Source organism: Ureibacillus sp. FSL K6-3587, from assembly GCF_038593165.1.
In the GTDB taxonomy this organism is placed as follows: domain Bacteria; phylum Bacillota; class Bacilli; order Bacillales_A; family Planococcaceae; genus Ureibacillus; species Ureibacillus suwonensis.
In genome coordinates this window covers 1,983,869-1,999,769 of sequence record NZ_CP151969.1, presented here as the reverse complement: position 1 = coordinate 1,999,769, position 15,901 = coordinate 1,983,869, and the positions used below count along the sequence as shown (strand labels likewise).

15 protein-coding genes and 3 pseudogenes are annotated in these 15,901 nt (G+C 37.1%); 1 reads left to right on the top strand and 17 read right to left on the bottom strand.

All coding sequences use genetic code 11. The annotated features are described in order from the left end of the window. Positions 1 to 69: 69 nt before the first annotated feature. The 13 genes and pseudogenes from NSS77_RS09885 to NSS77_RS09825 all read right to left on the bottom strand — a co-directional run bounded on the left by NSS77_RS09885 (position 70) and on the right by NSS77_RS09825 (position 12,092). Entirely contained in the window at positions 70 to 252 is a 183-nt protein-coding gene (locus NSS77_RS09885) for a hypothetical protein (RefSeq protein WP_342468613.1), read from the bottom strand. A gap of 129 nt (positions 253 to 381) precedes the next feature. After that, a complete protein-coding gene (locus NSS77_RS09880) occupies positions 382 to 1,605 on the bottom strand; it encodes an erythromycin esterase family protein (RefSeq protein WP_342468612.1) in 1,224 nt (407 codons plus the stop codon). 275 nt (positions 1,606 to 1,880) lie between these two features. After that, entirely contained in the window at positions 1,881 to 1,985 is a 105-nt protein-coding gene (locus NSS77_RS09875) for a DUF5367 family protein (RefSeq protein ID WP_342468611.1), read from the bottom strand. Further along, entirely contained in the window at positions 1,975 to 2,247 is a 273-nt protein-coding gene (locus tag NSS77_RS09870) for a DUF5367 family protein (protein WP_342468610.1), read from the bottom strand. The genes NSS77_RS09875 and NSS77_RS09870 overlap by 11 nt, the downstream gene beginning before the upstream one ends. Before the next feature lie 94 nt (positions 2,248 to 2,341). Continuing rightward, a complete protein-coding gene (locus NSS77_RS09865) occupies positions 2,342 to 2,728 on the bottom strand; it encodes a YvaD family protein (protein WP_342468609.1) in 387 nt (128 codons plus the stop codon). Next, positions 2,725 to 3,936 (bottom strand): MFS transporter, encoded by a 1,212-nt coding sequence (locus NSS77_RS09860; RefSeq protein ID WP_342468608.1) that lies wholly within the window; start codon positions 3,934 to 3,936, stop codon positions 2,725 to 2,727. The genes NSS77_RS09865 and NSS77_RS09860 overlap by 4 nt, the downstream gene beginning before the upstream one ends. Positions 3,937 to 4,422: 486 nt before the next feature. Continuing rightward, positions 4,423 to 4,491, bottom strand: a pseudogene (locus NSS77_RS09855) (IS200/IS605 family transposase); the annotation flags it as partial. Between the two features lie 206 nt (positions 4,492 to 4,697). Then, positions 4,698 to 6,875: an MMPL family transporter gene (locus tag NSS77_RS09850; RefSeq protein ID WP_342468607.1), complete on the bottom strand. Its 2,178-nt coding sequence runs from the start codon at positions 6,873 to 6,875 to the stop codon at positions 4,698 to 4,700. Positions 6,876 to 6,914: 39 nt separating this feature from the next. After that, the gene (locus NSS77_RS09845) at positions 6,915 to 7,910 is read right to left on the bottom strand and encodes a 3-oxoacyl-[acyl-carrier-protein] synthase III C-terminal domain-containing protein (protein ID WP_208650568.1); all 996 of its coding nucleotides are present in this window, start codon (positions 7,908 to 7,910) and stop codon (positions 6,915 to 6,917) included. A 129-nt stretch (positions 7,911 to 8,039) separates the two neighbouring features. Further along, on the bottom strand, positions 8,040 to 8,711 hold the full coding sequence (locus tag NSS77_RS09840) for a response regulator transcription factor (RefSeq protein ID WP_342468606.1): 672 nt from the start codon (positions 8,709 to 8,711) through the stop codon (positions 8,040 to 8,042). A gap of 22 nt (positions 8,712 to 8,733) precedes the next feature. After that, complete coding sequence (locus NSS77_RS09835) at positions 8,734 to 10,998, bottom strand: ATP-binding protein (protein ID WP_342468605.1); 2,265 nt, start codon at positions 10,996 to 10,998, stop codon at positions 8,734 to 8,736. A 6-nt stretch (positions 10,999 to 11,004) separates the two neighbouring features. Next, positions 11,005 to 11,160: a competence pheromone ComX gene (gene comX / locus NSS77_RS09830; protein WP_008881885.1), complete on the bottom strand. Its 156-nt coding sequence runs from the start codon at positions 11,158 to 11,160 to the stop codon at positions 11,005 to 11,007. 17 nt (positions 11,161 to 11,177) lie between these two features. Next, positions 11,178 to 12,092, bottom strand: a complete 915-nt coding sequence (locus NSS77_RS09825) for a polyprenyl synthetase family protein (RefSeq protein WP_342468604.1) — start codon at positions 12,090 to 12,092, stop codon at positions 11,178 to 11,180. A gap of 282 nt (positions 12,093 to 12,374) precedes the next feature. On the opposite strand from NSS77_RS09825, the pseudogene NSS77_RS09820 reads away from it, so the two are divergent. Next, positions 12,375 to 12,706 (top strand): annotated as a pseudogene (locus NSS77_RS09820) (IS982 family transposase); the annotation flags it as partial. A gap of 671 nt (positions 12,707 to 13,377) precedes the next feature. Here NSS77_RS09820 and NSS77_RS09815 read toward each other — a convergent pair. From NSS77_RS09815 to NSS77_RS09800, 4 genes and pseudogenes are all read right to left on the bottom strand, one after another. Beyond that, positions 13,378 to 13,578, bottom strand: coding sequence for a DUF255 domain-containing protein (locus NSS77_RS09815; protein ID WP_342468603.1), 201 nt, complete (start codon positions 13,576 to 13,578; stop codon positions 13,378 to 13,380). Between the two features lie 320 nt (positions 13,579 to 13,898). Next, positions 13,899 to 15,052, bottom strand: a pseudogene (locus tag NSS77_RS09810) (IS256 family transposase). Between the two features lie 341 nt (positions 15,053 to 15,393). Continuing rightward, positions 15,394 to 15,666, bottom strand: a complete 273-nt coding sequence (locus tag NSS77_RS09805) for a DUF3986 family protein (protein WP_033026638.1) — start codon at positions 15,664 to 15,666, stop codon at positions 15,394 to 15,396. 23 nt (positions 15,667 to 15,689) lie between these two features. After that, positions 15,690 to 15,896 (bottom strand): hypothetical protein, encoded by a 207-nt coding sequence (locus NSS77_RS09800; RefSeq protein ID WP_342468602.1) that lies wholly within the window; start codon positions 15,894 to 15,896, stop codon positions 15,690 to 15,692. Between the last annotated feature and the right edge of the window lie 5 nt (positions 15,897 to 15,901).

Sequence of the window (15,901 nt, the reverse complement as noted above, 5' to 3'; positions counted from 1 at the left end):
GATATGATTAAGAAAATAATAATAAGCGGATTCATTGATTTCGAAGCTCGTACAATTCGCAAAAAATATTCATGAACGGCCAGCGAACACCTCTTTTGCCCATTCTTCAAGAAAAAGGAGCTCCTCCATATTATGAATGGCAAATACGATTGGAAGGAGCCATAAAATTTTGTAAATATTTACTTTGCTGTTTCCTTTTTTTGCGTCATCATTTCCTTTGTGTCTATCGTGTACTATCTCTTTTTCATTCATTTACATATTCCTCCATATTTTTATGCACATCGCGCAGCATGGAAAAACAATATCGCTAAACGAATGAAAAGGAGAACATTATATTTCCTATTACCAATTTCATCTTCAATGTTTTTATGGAAAACTTCTTTAGTTTAGATTGATGTACTTTGGTGGTGATGTTTTCGCACAAACGACAAGCCCGTCATAACAAGCGCTAGGTTTGATAAGATTTAATTGCTTCCCTTCATGCATTGTGTAAGTGTGCTGAAAAAGCCAACGGTTTTGAGGCACTTTTCTTTGCTGCGAGATATCGAAAAAGCCAATTTCATGCCCGGCTTGCTTGATTCGAAACTCGATGCTGTCTTGATCAGGTTGCTGTACTTCATATACACTGCGATTATTTTCCGCTGCTTGTCCACTATACATAAAGAAGCCAATGGTATAGGAGAATTCCTTGATTTTGGGAGGTAAATAAGAAAATGTCGATGGAAACCCTAGTAAGCTCCTAGATTGTTTCATTATATGCCCATTATGCGCCCATATTATTATCTTCTCATTCGGAAACATCTCTTGTGCCAGCCACAAAATATTGTCAGCCATTGCCTTATTTCGGATTTTTATCGCTTTCATGAAATGGGAAGAGATCATCTGTATAAGGGAAATTCGGTTTTGCAAAATTCTGTTCACAAGCAAAAAAGCGTCTTTTCCAAACTTATTTTGTAATTCAAGACTGTTTTTATCTAATAAAAGAAGGAATTCTTTATAAAGCTTCATTAATTCTTTGCATTTCCGCTTACGTTCCTTTTTGGAAATTGACCGATTACGGGAATTGACATATTGGTAAAGCATTTCTCGTTCCAATGATGCTATTTTCTCGCCAAAGTCCTTATCCATATTGGAAAATACTTCTACCAAAAACTTGCCGGTAATATGATCGCTCGAGGTAGGCTGAATATCCAATCCTGTTAGGATGAGAGGTTGATTCAATAATTGCATTTCCTTCACATAATGAAAGAGCGTCTCTACTTCCTCTGTATGCCAGACTTTAAACAAAGAATGTTTCATCCATTGCCTTGTATCCAGTTGATCTTGTTGATAAAAGCATATGCTGCAGTCACTAAAACTGCTTTCGAATGCTAAAACTCGAAACCCCAATTCTTTATGTAAGTACTTAATCATCTTTGTTTTAATCAGGCTATGTTCTGCCACACCGTGGCCATTCTCTCCCAAAAAAACGATCCGTTTATTTTGCAGTAAAGGTTTTAAAAAATACAAATCGGAATGACCATCTAATTCATGCAATTGTATACTGTATGTATGATCTTTTAGCCAATCGATTTCAGAAGAAATATTATTTTTACGGTAAAGCATACGTTCATTCCCTTCTTAGATATAGAAGCATAAAGTTTAAATTTATGAATGGGCTCATTTTGTACACAAACAGCAAGATATACGAACGGAAACACTAATAACACAATAGGGACATTAATATGCTTAAATTTATTGCAAAACACATCATCCATGCATAAATGTTACATAAAAAATCCATCGCCTTGGCCTCGACGTTTTTTACAAGTTTAGAAAATAAGGACTCTGCCCAATACTCCTGTGACGCCAATCAAAAGCTGTTGTAAAACAATTCTTCTTTACTCTTTTCTCGGGGAAAGCCCGGTTATTAAAATTAAACTATATGCCCATAATAACCAAGAACCAAAATATCGATCAGATTCTACTGGTAAATTAGTAAACACTTTTGGAAAGATAACTAAATACAATCGTATCAATGAACATGCCGGGAAGCGCGATAAACATAGCGGCTTTTAAACGCTCATCTTTTTTTAAACCTTTGAGTTTGTATAGAGGATAAGTTAATAAAAAAATGAGTGGAACAACAAGCAGATAGGATAACAGAAGAAGCAAAGCATTTTCTGGGTTGAAGAAAAAATGTCCAAAAAATCGGAAAATGAGGGTTGCTCCTAGCCAAACAAGAAAGCCCCAAATAAGAAAATACACGAACAGCACTCCTTTATTCTAAAAATGCTTGAAAGAGTATCATAATAGCATTTCACCAATGATCCTGATAAATCATGACCCTTCACAGACGATCCTATTTCTTTGCGGCAATGAAAGTTCTAATAAAAAATAATGGATAAATCATCAAATACAAGTTGATAGCCCACCAAGTAATGTCAAAATCCTTGCTAAAAGCCCAAAATGCAATGGCCTGCAAGCCGGAACAAAAAGTCAACACAAGAGAAATCAGAGCCCAGTTCCGCCATGCCGGGTTGTTTTTATTATATAGATATATACTGTAAAGACCAGTGATAGAAATGAAAATATCTAATGGGAAAAACGACCAGTTCCATGCGATAATAATCGGGTTATCATAGTCTTTAAACGCTACTTCTTCAGGTATAAGATGGAAAAAGGTAATGAGCCAGTATATAATAAACCCAATATCCGTTACTAAAAAAAACGGTTTTAAACACTTCATTTTTTCCTCCAACACAACTCATCCATTCTACAGATTTTCTGCTCATGTTTCATCAACCTAGAAAACAGACTGTAACATATCAAAACAAAACACATGATATAAAGAGCTGTTGATAAACCCAATAAATCGGCCAGTCCTCCTCCTGCAATTGGACCAAGTATCATCCCTAAGGAATATGCCATATTAAAAACAGCAAACGCAGTAGCATACGCCCCCCCACCTAAACGATCAACGGAATTCGCCAATTCCGGCAAAGTCGGCGTTAAGACAAAACCAGCCGCTGCCCCTACCAAAAAAAGTACGGCTCCTTCTAATATTAACGAGTTAGGGAGTATGACCAATGGAAGAGAAACAGCTAAAATAAGCAGGCCTGCTATCATCAAAGAAAAAGTTCCGCATCGATCAGATAACCAACCAGCTAAGGGGCTTACCATTCCATAAGCAAGAGTCGTAATGCCAAACAGAACCCCTATATGCATTGAATTAGCTCCTAAATGTTCCTCAAGGTAAATAGGCAGGATTGGCTCTAAAATACTTATTGCAGAAGCTCCAAGTAAAACCACACCAAAAATTTTTAATACTATACGGTCTCGGAAAATTTTCATTCCTACACTATCAGCATTCATCGTCTTTGGCGGATCCTCTAATAAAAACATCCTTGCAAGCCCATCTAAAAGAATAAAACATGAAACAAACCAAAACGGCAGCTGATAACCTCCCCATTCAAACAACATTCCACCTACAGGTGCACCTAAAAGAGTCCCTGCAGACATAAAAGTCAGTACGGCTCCTAAAGCCTTTCCCCTTTTAGCAGGCGGATACATATCTGTAATCAGCGCCAGTCCCGCAGTCCATGTCGCCGCTGCCGCAACACCTTGAAGCAATCTAGCAACAATGAGCAGCAACATACTATTTGCAAAAGCAAATAGTAAAGTGCTTGCTAAAAGAACTACCAGCCCCCACAGCATGACTCCTCGTCTACCAAACTTGTCAGAGATTCCTCCTAATATAGGAGTAGCGATCAAAAAAGAAAACGCATAACAGCCGATTAGTATGCCAATAACTGTTTGGGAAGCATCAAATTTAGAAGTGTAAAAAGGCACGAGCGGAACAACGATGCTATACAGAAGCATGTCAATAAACACCGCCATCGCAATGACAATCAATCCAGTTATTGGCTTTTTTCTCATCTCTTTAAGCTTTGTCATAAAATATTTCACCTTTCTTCTTTTTACCATCGTTAAATGGCAAACATGCTGAATTTCGTAAAACAGCTTCTAGGAAATGATAGAAAGTCGTTCGGTGATGTGTTTGACAAATCCAAGAAAGATACGGGAGATTTGTTATGATTCATATGGTCTTCAAGGCTTTTCTCGGTGGTTTAGATAAACTATAAATGGTGCCGTCGTTTAACGCTGCTCTCCCTTCATACATAAACAGCCCTATATAATAAGATTTACGAACAATCTCTGGATTGACTAAGGAACCCATTGGCTTATATCTCCTCAAAAGAGTTTCATATTTTTTAAAAATATGTCCATTATGAGCCCAAATTTTATAATCTTTTTATTGGGATACAATTTTTTGGAAAATACATTCCAAATTGCTCGTAGCATTTATAAATTAATATCTAGACCAAACAATCCTAACAATGCCATGACAGAATGGATTTATTCCAAATTCACCTTTTAGCTGAATTTGATTACTAATACGAGATGATAATACAATAGAAACACTGAATGGTTATTACTATCTAATTTCATTGATATTTCCTCAATTCCTCCTTTCTAACACTGATCATATTATACAAAAAAATTGTCAAGTGACATTCATCTCCCACTTATAGAAGTGGGAGACTTCTGTCAAAGTTTACGTTTAATTCGTTAAAAATTTGTAAATGATACAATAAGCTTATTATTCCGGCATAAAACTTATTCATTTCGACGCTTTTTGCTTTGGCGTATTCTTTTTAGTATTCATGAAAAACGTTTGCTCGTTGAAGCTTTTTTAAAAACTTAGGTGCCCACCAATTTATATCTCCCATGAGCTTTATTAACGATGGAACAAGCAATAATCGAACAACTGTAGCATCAATAAAAATAGCCAGTGCTATTCCTAACCCCATTTGTTTGACGGGAACAATACCTGTAAACGCAAATGCTCCTGTTACGATAATCATAATCAGCGCTGCAAATGTAACCACCCTGCTAGTCGAGGATAAGCCTTCGATTGTAGCTCTATCATTGTCATTCGTCTTCAAGTAGATTTCTTGAATTTTAGACAACAGGAAAACTTCATAATCCATGGATAAACCGAAGACAACTCCAAAAACGAAGACCGGAATCATAAGGGCGATAGCGGGAACCGGTTCAAAGCCAAAATGTCCTTCTTGAAAAATCCATACTAAAAGCCCAAATGAAGCCATTAAACTCATGATATTCATCACAATAGCTTTTAAAGGAATAACAATCGAACGAAATGCTAGAACTAAAATAATAAATGTAGATACAAAAACTATCAATAAACTATACTTGAAATTTTCGGAGATTTCATCATGAATTTCTTGGTTAAACTTTGGTAAACCTCCCAATAACACTTCAATCTGACCGTCATTTTTTTCCCAGCGCTTCGCAAACTCTTTTGCTTCTTCCGAATCAAAATCAACATTTAAATGAACAGTAAAAATCGTTTGATTACCTTTCACTAATTTATTAATGAAAGGAGCTATTTTTTTCTTCGTTTCATCATTGTGCAGAAGCATATAAAGTTGTTGGTAATGTAAATCTCCCATGATTGAAAAGATAGAATCAACACTTGCCACGATCTCTTCCTTCTTTAAATCTTGCAACAAATTTTCCAGCTGTCTAAGAGATTCTTTTTCAAGTATATCATTTTCTTTCGTGCGAACGATCATTAGCACTTCCGAATGATTTTCACCCAAAAATTCTTTTTCGTAAATTTCGTACGCTATCCTAGTATCATATTCCTTTGGAAGCGCTGTAGCATCAGGGATGCTCAGTTTCATATTAGAAATAGGGATTGAACAGAAAAGCAAAATTCCAAAGCTAATCAACGACAATATCCCTGCTCGATTCATGACAAACTTAGAAAATCGATGCCATACACCCTCTCCGCTTCCTTTAATCTCGAGAACCTGTAATTTGTTAATATTTCTTCCTATTACAGATAAAAGAGCAGGCAGAAATGTCAGCGCTATGACTAATGAGAAGATGACAATCACTGCTCCGCTGATGGCCACTGTCTTAAAAATTTCAACATCAATAACTAACATGCTAGCTAACCCTAAAATCACGCATAAAGCCGAAAATAAGATAGCTCTCCCCGCAGTTTGCGCTGTAACAACAATTGCTTCCTTTACATCCCTAGATTTTAGCTCTTCCCGAAAACGACTGATAAATAACAAAGCAAAATCAATTCCTAAAGCCAATCCAATCATCGGAACAATATTCAATGTAAAGATGGATAACTCTTTCTGCTGACCGATGAAATACAAAGTTCCCATCGAACAACCAACAGCAAGTAAGCCAATCACAATCGGAACAGATGCCGCGACAAAACTCCCAAATGCGATTAATAAAACAATTAAAGCAATCGGGATTCCAATCATTTCTGCTTTCTTCAAATCTTCTTGACTTGCCTTATTCATATCCTCATTAATCAATGCCGGTCCTGTCAAACGAATATGAATTCCATCCTCACTTTTTAACTTCATCTTTAACTCATTGAGTATATCCCCCATATCGTTAAATTCCCGATCAAATCCCAAAACAGCAAATGCTACACTGCCTTTTAACTGCCCTTCTTGATCATAAGGAGATATAAGACTAACTAATCCCTCTACATTTTGAACACTTTCCAGCTTTTTTAGTATAAACTGCCTAAACGCCTCCTCCTTTACTTTTTCTTCCTTTTCGAATAAAACAATAACGCTATTATTAGGAAGATTAAATTCCTCTTTCGCTATTTTTTGGACTTTTGCATAAGAACCTTTCATCTCAAACCCATCGCCACTGAGCACATCCGGGAGTTTAAATGCATATAAAATAAGTAAAAATGAAGCGATTCCCCATAAAGCTAATATAATCCAGCGATAGACATATGTCATCTTACCTAAGCTTTTAAACATGAATATCATCACATCCAAAAAAATATTCACTGTATTGTTTTAATATGTTAAGGCTACACACCCTATAGATAAACCGGCGGAAGTTCCGAATAATAACACTAAATCTCCTCTATTAATCTTGTTATCTTCTATATAGTCAAACAATAACATTGGGAGAGAAGCTGCAATACAGTTCCCATGTGTAGAAATATGAGAGGCAATTTGTTCTGAATGAAATCCAAACTTTCTAAAAATGTCTATTCCATGCTTGCTTGTTTGATGAGGGAATAAATATTTAACATCACTTTGACATATACCACTTTCAGAAAAAAAATCTTGAAAAAAATCAGGAAGCAAACGAACTGCATACCTAAACACTTTTCTGCCATCCATCTGAAACAAATTATCTTCCATTCTCGTATTTGGATCATTAGGGTGTCTTAACGTACCTCCTCCTTTCACACATGTCAAATTTGCCCCTGAACCATAAGTTTGCATTTTGAAATAATGAAGAACGCTTTTTTCATCTTTTGCAGATTTGGTGACAATCGCAGCAGCAGCCCCATCTCCAAACAGAGCTCTTACCTCATTAGAAGTTTTTGGCAATGTTGGACTTGGAGCATCTGAACTGATGATTAAGATGCAATTGTAGACTTGATTATGAATAAGATTAGCCGCCACAAATAAAGCTAATCCGAAACTATAACACGTCGTATCAACATCAAAACACGGAATCCCTGAATCGCCCAAACCTAATTCTCGCTGAAATAAACTAGCTCCGCACGGAATGGCCTGTAATGGAGAACCATTCGCACCAATTATACAATCAATCTGCTCCGGATCAATTCCGCTATTTTGGATTGCCTGCTTAGCAGCTTTTACACCTAATGTTAACGCATTTTCTCCATTTTCAAAATCAACATAATGTCTAGACTCAATACCTGTTGCCTTAACAATCCAACCGCTCGTAACATTCATTTTTTCTTCTAATTCTTCACTTTTTACTTTCAGTGAACCAACGGCTTTTCCCATTCCAGCAATTTTTACTTTAAACATTTTTATCCCCTCCCTATACTCAATTATATTTATGATCCCTTGTTCCTTCACCGCCAACTTGTGTCAGAACCCCGCCATTTTTTAGCGGAGTATCGACACGAAATGGCGGACTTGAAAAAGAAAACGCCCTCACCGATCAGATGAAGGCGTTAACAACATATGAAGCTCTGGAATGAGTCCTAATTGTTTTGCTTTTTCCACGGCTTCTATTCGCGAAGATACGTGTAGCTTGATGAAGATACGCGATAGGTGTCTTTCTACACTTCGCTGGCTTATATGATGTTTTTTGGCAATGTCTTTATTACATAAACCGTTGGCGACTTCCATTAATATTTCTTGCTCGAGCTGACTCAGCGCAACATGTTCTTCACTTTCTGCAATCTTGGCCTTTACTTCGCAACGATGCAGCTGACGCAGTAAATGCACAGGAATGACAACTTCATCTCTTAATGCACAGCGAATCGCTGTAATCAATTGCTCGCTTGTCCCCGTTTTACTGACAAAACCTGTAATGCCTGATTCAATCAAATAATTAAAAAAAGGAGCAACATCATATCCGGTATATATGACAATTTTCGCATTCGGTTGTTTTTGAAGAATTCGCTTACTTAATTCGGTGCCGCTCATATCCGGCATACGCCAATCAAGCAAAAACACATCATATGTACGTTGTTCCATCATCTGTTCCGCTTCTGTGCCAGATGTAACAAGTTCTACTTGAAAATCTTGTTCGTTCTCCAGCATGTTCTTTGTCCCTTCACCAACAAGGCGATGATCATCGACAATTAAAATATGAATCATACAAGTAAGTCCCCTTTCATGTTCATAACGGGATTGTGACAATGATATGTAGCCCATCTCCAAGTTGTGACGTCATCTCGCATGTTCCACTCAAGCTTTCAACGCGCTCTTTTATGCCAAACAAACCAAGCTTGCCATCACAATGATTTAATGTTTCCATGTCTATACCTATACCATTATCAACATAATGAAGTTGAACTTTCTCATCGTAAGTCTCCAATGTTAGTTGAATATGTGATGCCTGCGAATGTTTCAGCGCATTGTTTAATAATTCTTGGATAATCCGATATACTGCAAGTTCTCGTTCTTCATCTAATTTGATTGATAAATGAATATGCCATTTCACTTTTATATTCGCACGTAATTGGAATCGTTGGATTAACTGTACGATCGCTTCCTTTAATCCGATTTGACTCAAAAATGGCGGTCTTAATTCATGGCATATCTCTCTTGTTAAATCAATCATATCTACGATTTCTTCTTCGATAGTGTTTAGCTGCTTTTTCATTTCATCCATACGCATATTTTGAACGCGCAAACTCTCCACTTTCCGTTTTAAAACAATTAAATCTTGAAGAATCGTATCGTGCAAATCAATGGATAACTTTCTTCTTTCCTTTTCCGACCATTGAAAGATCAAACGAGTGAGCCAAATAGAATTTCTGCTTTCCTTTAGATTGTCTAACTCTTTTATTAAATCCTCTACTTTGGCCATATTTTCAATCGTGATGCTGGTATAATAGACAATAGTCGATAACCAATCTGTTTGTTCTGCCGTAAATGGAATAGGATGTTTCTTTTTTCCTATTAATAGTAAAGGACCTTGCCGGAACGAGCCTACAAAAACCGCAAACAAACGCTTATTTTCAATGATTTTCCCAATCGAAAGTGGTTTTCTATCCATCTTTTTGGTTAGTTTCATCCACTCTTTTTCATCACATTGAAAAGGTGCTTGCATATTTTTAATTGCTGGTTGTACAAAAGCCAGTTCCTCTATAGCTAATAATTTGCTCACCTCTTTTTCTAGGCATTGGATCACTTCTTGCATGTTTTTCTGTTTTTTTAATGTTTCGCCGATTCGATATATACTTTCTTGGTAAAAGTCTTTTTGTACATATAACTTAGCTCTTAATGTTCGATCGAAACATTCTTTTAAATAGAGAGCAAGGATATTTATTATATAAATTAGTAAAAACAACAAAACGAATTCAACAAGTCTCCACGCTTCATTGACAAATTTGGCATAAAGCAATGTAATAAGAAAAGCTGGGAGGAATGATAAAAAAGCATAGTACACAAAGCGATTGATGGAAAACTGCAATCGAAATAACCGATCTGTACAAATTAAATAAAGAAAGACAGATGGCAACACAAAAAGCGAAGTAACGGTTAATTCAGCTGGTAGTACCCATTTTCCAATGATTAGAACCGGGAGACTATAAAATAAAACAAATGGTGCGGCAGATAACCCAATGGCTAAAAGCAAACCTTTGACCGTATTTTGCTGTTCATCTTTTTTAAGATAAACGAATCCTTTTCCTAACAAAGCAAGAATGATAACTATATTGATAAAAAATGTAGTCAATAGCACTTCCACTTCACTTATCGAACGAAACGATAAAGATATGAGTGAGGCAACGAACATCACTAAGTTAAACCCATAAAGGGAAAAGACGATTTTTTTCGCGAACCACACTTTCTTTTCTTTTTCAAAATAATGATGAACGAAGTGCAAAAAGACGGCAGGTAAGATTAAAAATATACCGTTAAACATTTGCCTTCCAAACAGTGCATATTTCGCTGATAAGCTGGCACTTATATAACAAAGCCCTATCAATAATAAAAAGTAAATAAGCACGGTGGCCGATTTGTCATCCGGCCGCAGACGAAGCAAAAAAATGCTTAAACTAACAGCGAATAGAAAAAAACCCATCGGCAAGGCGATATAATACAGCCATTGTTCCGTTCCATGCGATTTATAGTCAACCGTCAATGTTTGGATTTGATTTTCTCTCTGAATCGTTATTGTTTTCGCTTGTTCAATTGTTTTGTATTTCCGGACAGTAAAATGGGAGAGCGGGGGCTTTCCGTCCACTTTCAGCACTTGATCATTAATATGAATGCCATTTTTTTTTGCCCAACCAAACTCGTAAATATCGCTTACAACAATATCACCGTTCTTATTTTTCTCTACATCCATGCCAATCAATGGATGCTTCACATTGAAAATGGTTAAATATAGTGCCACAATCGCAGCTACGCTTATCACGGTAATCGTTCGTCTCATCGCTCTCTACTTCCAATATCCAAGGGGGGTAACGGATTGGCTAAATACCTTTATTATCGCTTGAACTTCGAGTTCATCTAAACCTACTAAGCTTACTGTACCACTTTTTAATTTTTCAATAACCTCTGGATTTTCCATTAAAAAACGAATCATTTCTTGCATATTTACTCCCTCCGAAATTATAAAATTATCATTTTTAGTGCGGATTTGTACCTATCGTTTACATCCAGTTTCTCGATTTCTTGCAAAGCCTTTTCCTTGTAAATCTGGCTCATCACTTTTGCATAGTAAAACGCTCCTTCCTGTTCCATTTGCTGAATCGCTTTTTCTTTTTGTGCATAAAGCACATCGTAATTAATACGATGGCTGAAATACTGTTTCCATACGTTATCGTGTTTACTGGCCAGCATGTACAAAATCGGAAGCGACTTCTTCTTCGCTTTGATGTCGTTCTTCTCATCCCAACGATACAACGCATCCATATCATTGTCGATTTGTGCAGCAATTCCTATATCATTGGCATACTTTTCAATGATGACAGTGTTTCTTTCAGCACCTGCTAATGCAGTTCCGACGAAACACGCCATTGCTACTAAAGAACCTGATTTTTTCTTCACCATTTCTATATACTCCGCTTCCGTCTGTATGTCATATGTGACATCCATATGCTGCCCGTTTACGCTTTGAAGCAATCGAGATGAAATATATAACTGTGCCTTTGCTTTTTTATGATCATCAATAAGTAAATCCACAATAGCTTTTTGTCCTGCTAACAATAACCCTATGGCTATATGAAGTGAAGTTGTAAGAGGTGCTTTGTTCCACGTGGTTTCCAAGCTGTCTTGATCAACGAGGTCATCGAGCATATCTCCCGCCAACATCATCAGTTCTACAGACGCTGCGATTCGTTCAGTTTCCTTCATGTTTTCGGAAAACATCTGATAATGCACACCAGCTAAGCGGCCGAACAAAAAGTCGCTTTGTTTTGTGTGCTCCTCTATTGATGTCAATACCGACTCTTTTAAAGACGGTACGGAAAAAGATGCTGTAACGATCTCTTTCATTTGCATCTTCACTGCTTCTTTTTCGATCATTTCAGCAACACCTTGCATAAAATAAATATTTCCAAATAGGTAAATTTCAACAAGATTTATAAAATTCCTTCTTCAAATCAGTGTAATTTTCAAAACAATAACCCCTTTGCTTTGACAAAGAGGGATTCACTATGTATTATCTGATGAACATGTTTTATCCAACTAACATATTTTGGGATTGGTGGAAGTAGCAGAAAATGGCGAAGAGTGAGTTTTTTTACAACACGGTTTCTAAAGAATATTTATGTTTGAGAGGTTGATTTCAAAAGGCATCCTCATTTTATAAGAAGCCACCATGTGCTCATGAAATTTTTAGCTTCACATCGGAGCGGGCATGGCATCGCTTTGTGGTCGAAAACCTATTACAGAAAAGGCATTCCCTGAGCGTTCTCGATACCATCGTTGTTGTCGCTCGCTACGTTGGATGATTAAATGGATTCGACATCAATTCGCAAACTTGGACAATCTCACGCGTATACCATTGTAGACAGTTTACCGATCTGTGCCATTATACACGTACTTCACGTATAAAACGGTTTCGAGATGTGGCGGATATCAGATATCGTGCTTTCAAGAAGATGTTCTTCTATGGATTTAAGATGCACATCCAAATTGCCAAACGAACGTTGGTGTTATGTCAAGAAAATAGACACAAAAAAATAGAGATTTTTTCTACCGCGCTTCGCTTGCTGGCCTTGTCAGGGAATGAAGGTGTTATCCTCTTTCATTTCTGACAAGGAAATAGATAATTAATACGCCTTTTCATACATCACTGGAGATGGATATCGATTGTCGGAATGGATTCGTTTGTAGTTGTAAAAACACTCAATGTACTCAAATACACTTACTTTGGCTTTTTTAGGATGGAGTTTTCCTATTCTAGGTTACGAATTCGCTTTTGTACTTCTCGCAATGCTTGCTCTTTCAACCGGAGGTTTCCACTTCTAACAAAACTGTGAACAGGATCTTATACCCATCTATGCAATGTTTTTGGCGATAAATCGATCTACCGTGCTGTTGCAGCGATAGTGTTGCCTTCTTCTACAACTAACTTGACGGCATGAAGTTTAAATTCTTTATCAAAACGTTTTCCCACGTTGGACACTCCCTTAATGTAATTAGTTTTATTATAACCTTTCTAGGTCGTGTCCACTTTTTAGACTAACATCAAATTTTCATAATGTGTTAAAATACTTTCATAAGGGGATTTGATTTGGGATGATTATACCAACATGCCATCAGTGGCAAGTACTAAGTTAAACCTCTCTTTTTTTAATTTTATCATTTAGCCCCCTGTTCGAGGGCTAGCTATAGCCAATGGACAAAAATACTGGCTTGCCTTCCCTTTTTGTTTTTGAAACGCTTCTGGCGACCATTCCAACCAATTCACAGGATTTGTTTCATGTTGCTTCAAGTAAGGACTTTTCGACATGACTAACCAATTGTATTTTTCGTTATAACGTTCGCGTTCAAGATATTCCTTCACTATGTAACACTCCCTTTTATCAAATGTTAGAACACTTCTTCCATCTTCGCTTGAACGGTTGTCCATAAGACGTATAAAAATATTTGCTAAGAATTTATGTTCTTTTTTATTTTACCATATTGTTCCTAATTCGATACTTAAAAATAAGGTACCAAAAAAGATGGTACCGTCAAGAATTTTGTGTAATGTATTGGGGTAGGGTTTCTCTGAAATGGATTTGAATTGATAGGGGACTGATTTTCTCCACACAGGAGACTGAATATTCAGTCTCCTGTGTGGAAAGGGAGAATCTCCCTATTTTGTTTATTTACAGTATTTGGTTAATGATAACGTTCTTCAAACATTCGCTCGAGGGCTTCATGCGCTTCGGCAAATCCTCGTAACTTTCGTCCTGCTCATTTCTCATTAAAGTCTTGGATGGTCAAATACACGACTTTTTCCGCAGCTTCTAAACTACTCAAACGTTCATCGACTTGAGACGTTTCCGAATCTCTTTGATCGTTCGTTCGATGGCATTCGTCGTGTAAATCACACTTCGAATACTGCTTGGATCATCCATACATGTAAGGAGGACATCCAACTCATTGGCCCAAGATTGAACTTCTCTTGGATATTTGCTGGACCATTTCGACTCAAACTGTTGAAACATTTGTAACGCCATCTCCTTATTCGGCGCGCGATAAATCAACTTGAGGTCCTCGGCCACTTCGAATTGGTCTTTTTTCCGAACACGGCTGAGGGTGTTGCGGACTTTGTGCACGACACAGCGCTGCACATCGGCTTTCGGATACACCGCCTTAAAGGCTTCCTCCAGCCCCGGTAGTCCATCGAATACGCCCAGAAGCACTTCCTTTACGCCCCTGTTGTATAGTTGTTGAAGAATCTCCTGCCATACATAGGCGCTTTCCTGTCCCCCCACAAAGAAATCAAGAATTTCGCGATATCCTTCTTCATTCACCCCTAACACCACATAAATGGCTTCTTTCTCCACGGTTTCGCGACGAAAACCATCCAAATATAAGACAGAATAACGCTTGTGCAGTGGACGAGTGTGCCATTTCTCGATGTCTTCCTTCACTACATCGGTAATACGACTGATCGTTGCAGGAGAATAGGCATTGCCTAAAATTCGCTCAATGAACTTGCCAATTTCACGTGTACTCATGCCACTTTGATACATCCTGATGATGGCTTCCTCAAGCCAGCCCGTGTGGCGTTGGTAAGGGGCAAACAGCTGCGTTTGAAATTCTCCGTTTCGGTCTCTAGGGACCAAAAGACCTTCAATCCGACCGTATTGCGTATCTAGATTTCTCTGATAGTAGCCGTTTCTCATATTTGATGTTCCGGCCTGTTCAATTTCGAGGAAATTTTTAATTTCTTCCCGCATGATCAGTTCTAATTTTTCCTTTACAAACTGACGAATAACACTTTCCAGTTGATTTGCCCAGTCTACATTCGGTATACTTTTAGACATAGGTAGGGTTCTCCTTTCTCTGGAATGTTTTGGTCCAAATCAGAGAATACCCTACCTTTTTTCTTTTGGTCTAGCAAAATGCTTTACACAAAATTTTATACATCATCTCGAAAGGGGCTTCTATTTATAATAAAAATAAAACGTTTGTTTTTTGTTGAAAACAATTTCTAAATTGTGCTTGCCTAAAGTGAGCTTCAAACTGTCGAACTCGGGGTAGAAGTTCTGTGTCCTTTTTGGGAAGAGACTATACGATTAGAATTGAAAAATGCCCCAAGTGTTTTTCATCACTTGGGGCATGGATTGAAGTTACGTTAGCAAATTCGTTCCTTATTTCTTATATTTTATATTATATTATTTGCTTTTAACCATTCTTCAAATAGCTTACTTCCGACTTCATAAGATAAATCATCTGCATCAACAGTAAAAATCTTGTAACCATATTTTTCATGGAAATCATACTTATCTAATATTTTTTTAACTAATGTAGTATCTTGTTCATTATCTAAAAAAACTACCCATTTATTTTCATTCTGAATTTTATATGCGACTGCTTCTAAGTCAACATTGTTCTCATAATATCCTAAATGAAGATGCTGATTGGGATCAAATTTCACGCTTATCCACTCCCTGCAATTGATTACCATCTTAATGCACCAACCACATTTTTCGGTTCTGCATCTCTAAACTCCTTGATCATGTCCAAATAATCGTTAATATTTTCAACCGTTGCATCCCTTCCTTCGAATTTCAAAATAAAAGCTGCTATATAGCGCCAAACATTAGGGCCTGTCCATGATGATAATGGTATATTGTACAAATCTTCCCAAACATGCCGAAAATCCATTTGAA